1 protein-coding gene is annotated in these 4967 nt (G+C 71.6%); it reads left to right on the forward strand.

The genetic code is table 11. The features are described 5' to 3' along the window. Positions 1 to 54: 54 nt before the first annotated feature. A partial coding sequence (locus tag ABZ896_RS51955) for a DNA repair ATPase (protein WP_360946294.1) occupies positions 55 to 4967 on the forward strand: 4913 nt, incomplete at its 3' end.

Below are 4967 nucleotides of genomic sequence, written 5' to 3' on the forward strand. Positions count from 1 at the left end.
TCGCCACGGACGTCGGCATCGACGGCGCCGCCGCCTCCGCCGAGGAGGCCGCGATTGACCACCGGCCCGGACACCGCTGCGTCCGACGTGCTCGACACCGGAACCTACGAGGTGCTCCGCGACCGCCTCACCGCGCAGGCCGCCGAACTCGCCCGCCGCGCCGAGGCGCTCAACGCCCGCCGCGTCGAGGAATTCGGCTCCACCCGGCTGGAGTTGGCAGGCACCGAACGGCTGCGCACCGAGCACTCCTGCGTGCCCCGGGACATCGTCGCGGTCGGCGACCTCCTGCTCTTCGGTCACCACGTCTTCCTCGACCAGAAGCCGCAGACGACGGTCGGCGACGTGTTCACACTGCACGACCGCGACCTGAACCGGCTGCCTGACGGCGCGGTGCCCGGCCTGCTCGACAACCCCGTGTTCGTGAAGGAGTTCGCCGCCCTTCACCGCTACTTCCGCCAGGCCCGCCTCCGCCGGCTCCGCCGGGTCGACGGCAAGCTGCTGGCGGTCTTCCGGACCGGCGAGAAGGCGGGCGACATCCGTGTTCTGCGCTGGGCCGTCACCGAGGACGGCCAGGTGTCCTTCCTGGACGCGCGCGGCGACCGCGACCACGTCTTCCCCTCCTCCCACGACGTCGACTGGACGCGGACGGGCCGCGAGGACCACGTCCTGGGCCGCCACCCGCACGTCTCCGTCGCGCGCGAGATGTTCGTCGCCACCGTCGGCGGCGCCCTCACCGTCAAGGTCGAGAACAACACCGAGACCGGCGAGGGCATTTACTCCGAGCCCGTCGACGAGCCCCTCCAGTCCCTCGCGGACGCGGACATCGCGTACGCCCGCGTGGGCCCGCTGATCCTGCTGCGGATCCGCCCCTACAAGGAGGACACCGACCGGTACCTGGTCTTCCACACCCTTACCCGGACCGTCGTCCGCCTCGACGCCATCGGCCGGGCCTGCCGACGCCTTCCCGAGGACCAGGGCATCGTGTTCCCGGGTGGCTACTGCCTGGCCGACGGCTCCCACAAGACGTACGAACTCGACACCGCGGGGCTGGAGTTCGAGCGCGAGATCCGCTCGCCCGACGGCGAGGACGTGCTGTACGTGTTCCACTCACAGGGGGAGGGACGCAGTCTGCTGCTGTCGTACAACATGATCCGCAAGGAGGTCACCACCCCGCTCTCCTGCCTCGGCTGGGCCCTCTTCGGCGACGGCACGCTCACCATCCTGCGCGCCGACAACGACGAGCCGCAGCGCGTGCACCCGGTCCAGCTGTGGAACTCCCCGTACGTCTCCGACACTTACGCGGCGACCCGGCCGCTGGGCTCCGGTCCGCTGGCCCGGGTCGGCAACACCGACCTCGTGCGCGGCATCTCCGACTGCCTCTCCCTCGCCCGCACCGTCACCGAGACCGAGCCGACGAGCGAGATCTACGACGCTCTGCTCGCCGAATGCGTACGCGTCGCCGACTCCCACCACTGGCTGGGCGATCCGGAACTCGGCGACCTGTACGGGCCGTTGACGCAGGTGCGGGCGACGGCCCAGCAGGTGCTGTCCGAGTTCGAGACCGTCCAGGCCCTCACCCGCCAGGCCGCCGACGCGCTCGCCGAGGCCGAGGCCCGGGTCGCCCAGGTCGTACGGCGGTTGCGCGGCGAGGCTCCGCGGGGTACCGCCGACTGGGTCGAGGGACTGACCGAACTCCGCCGAGCCCAGGGGCACTTGCTCACTCTCAAGGACCTGCGGTACGCCGACACCGCACGCATCGACCACCTCGCCACCGGAACCGAGGTCGACCTCGCCCGGTTCGGGCAGCGGGCCGTCGCCCACCTGGCCCGCGAGGACGCCTTCACCGGCTACCAGGCAGACATCGAACGGGTCGTCACCGACGCCGGGACGATCACCACCGTGGCGGAGGCGGCACCCGTCGCCGCCCGGATCGACGAACTCGCCGACGGGCTGGGCACGGTGAGCGAGGTCGTCGCCGGTCTCGACATCGCGGACGCCACCGTCCGTACGGCCGTACTGGAGCGGATCGCCGGGGTGATGGGCGGCGTCAACCGTGCCCGTGCCACGCTCGACGGCAGGCGTCGCGCACTCCTCGACCGTGAGGGACGCGCCGAGTTCGCCGCGGAGTTCGCCCTGCTCGGCCAGACGGTCACCGGCGCGCTCGCCGTCGCCGACAGCCCGGACACCTGCGACGAGCAACTGGCCCGGATGCTCGTACACGTGGAGAACCTGGAGTCCCGATTCGCCGAGTTCGACGACTTCCTCGGCGCGCTCGCGGACAAGCGCGACGAGGTCCACGAGGCGTTCTCCGCACGGAGGCAGACCCTCGCCGACGCCCGCGCCCGCCGCGCCGAACGCCTCGCCGACTCGGCGGCCCGCGTGCTCAGGACAGTCGCCCGCCGCGCCGGCAGCCTTCCCGACGCGGACGCTCTCGCCACCTACTTCACCTCCGACCCGATGCCGGCCAAGGTCCGCCGCGTCGCCGACGAACTGCGCGAACTCGGCGACCAGGTAAGGGCGGAGGAACTGGACGGCCGCCTGAAGGCCGCCCGCCAGGAGGCACTGCGCGCCCTGCGCGACCGCACCGACCTGTACGCCGACGACGGCCGCACCCTGCGCCTCGGCGCCCACCGCTTCGCCGTCAACACCCAGCCCCTTGACCTCACCCTCGTCCCGCACGGCGACGGCCTCGCCTTCGCGGTCACCGGCACCGACTACCGCGTACCGGTGACCGACCCCGACTTCACCGCGACCCGCCCGTACTGGGAACGCCCCCTGCCGTCGGAGTCCCCGGCGGTCTACCGGGCCGAACACCTCGCCGCCCGGCTGCTGGAGGAGCACGGCCCGCAGACGCTCGCGGACGCCGACCTGCCCGAACTCGTGCGGCAGGCCGCGGACACCGCCTACGACGAGGGCTACGAACGCGGTGTCCACGACCACGACACGGTCCGCATCCTCACCAGCCTCCTGCGGCTGTACGACACCGCGGGCACCCTGCGCCACGAACCCGCCGCCCGAGCCGCGGCCCAGTTGTTCTGGACCCACACCGCGACCGTCGACGCGCGACGGGACTGGCAGCGGCGCGCCGTCTCACTGGCCCGCGCCAGAGACACCTTCGGCCTCGCACCCGCCATCGACGACCTGCGCGCGGAGCTGGCGGAGGCCATCGGCGACGAAGGCGCCGCCGCGTACCTCTTCGAGGAGCTGACCGGCGGACCCGACGGCTTCGTCCTCAGCGCCGGCACGCGCACCCTGCTCGACAAGTTCCGCCGCACGGTGGGCACTTCGGCCTACGACGACGACCTCGCCGCCCTCGGTGACCTCTCTGCCCGGCGCCAGCTCGTCGAAGCCTGGCTCACCTCGTACACCGCCTCCACCGGCACGGACGTCCCACCCGGCGATCTCGCCGAGGCGGTGGCCGCCGAGCTCTGCCCCGACCTGGTCCGCTACGAGTCCGACGCACCTCTGACAGAGACGGTCGAAGGACTGCTGGGTGTCCATCCCCGCATCACCGACCGGTCACTTCCCGTGCGAATCGATGAACTCCTCGCCCGCACAAGGGCGTTCCGCACCCACGACGTCCCCGGCCACCGCGCCTACCAGCGTCGCCGTACAGAGCTCGCGGCGGCCGAACACGCCCGGCTCCGGCTCGACGAACTCCGGCCACGGGTCATGTCGGCCTTCGTACGCGGCAGGATCGTCGACGAGGTCTACCTCCCTCTCGTCGGTGACAGCCTGGCCAAGCAACTCGGCACCACGGGCGAGACGAAGCACACCGACACCGGCGGGCTGCTCCTGCTCATCTCCCCGCCCGGTTACGGCAAGACGACGTTGATGGAGTACGTCGCCGACCGCCTCGGCCTGCTTCTCGTCAAGGTCGACGGCCCCGCGCTCGGCCACGGTGTCACCTCTCTCGACCCGGCCGAGGCCCCGAACGCCACCGCCCGCCAGGAGGTCGAGAAGATCAACTTCGCGCTGGAGGCAGGGAACAACACGCTCCTCTACCTCGACGACATCCAGCACACCTCGACCGAACTCCTCCAGAAGTTCATCCCGCTGTGCGACGCCACCCGCCGCATCGAGGGGGTACGCGACGGAAAGCCCCGGACCTACGACCTGCGGGGCAAGCGCTTCGCCGTCTGCATGGCCGGCAACCCCTACACCGAGTCCGGCACCCGCTTCCGTGTCCCCGACATGCTCGCCAACCGCGCCGATGTCTGGAACCTCGGTGACGTCCTCACCGGCAAGGAGGATGCTTTCGCGCTCAGCTTCGTCGAGAACGCCCTCACCTCCCACCCGGTGCTCGCGCCGCTCGCCGGCCGCGACCGCACCGACCTCGACCTGCTGGTCCGCCTCGCGGAGAACGACCCCACGGCCCGCGCGGACCGCCTGACGCACCCCTACGCACCGGCCGAGGTGGAACGGATTTTGGCCGTACTGCGGCACGTGCTCACCGCCCGCGAGACCGTCCTCGCGGTCAACGCCGCCTACATCGCCTCGGCCGCCCAGACCGACGCGACCCGCACCGAACCGCCGTTCCGGCTCCAGGGCTCCTACCGGACCATGAACAGGATCGTCCAGCGCATCCAGCCCGTCATGAACGACACCGAGCTGGCCGCGCTGGTCGAGGACCAGTACACGGCCGAGGCCCAGACCCTCACCACGGGCGCGGAGGCCAACCTGCTGAAGCTGGCCGAACTGCGCGGCACCCTGACGGCCGAACAGGCCCGCCGCTGGGCAGACTTGAAAGCGTCCTACGTCCGCACCCAAACCCTCGGCGGTCCGGGCGGCCACCCCGAACTCCAGTGCTCCAACGCCGCAGCAGCCGGGAAAGGCCTCGCCCGGCTCGTACGACCTCCTCCAGCGGCAGATGGAACAGGACCTCGGTGCGGGCCCCGGCGCCGATGTCCAAATGACGGCCGCCGTGCCGGGAGCCGACCGCCTCCCCGAACTCCTCCCGATCCGCT

It is taken from the genome of Streptomyces sp. NPDC047072, from assembly GCF_040643855.1.
Classification (GTDB): Bacteria; Actinomycetota; Actinomycetes; order Streptomycetales; family Streptomycetaceae; genus Streptomyces.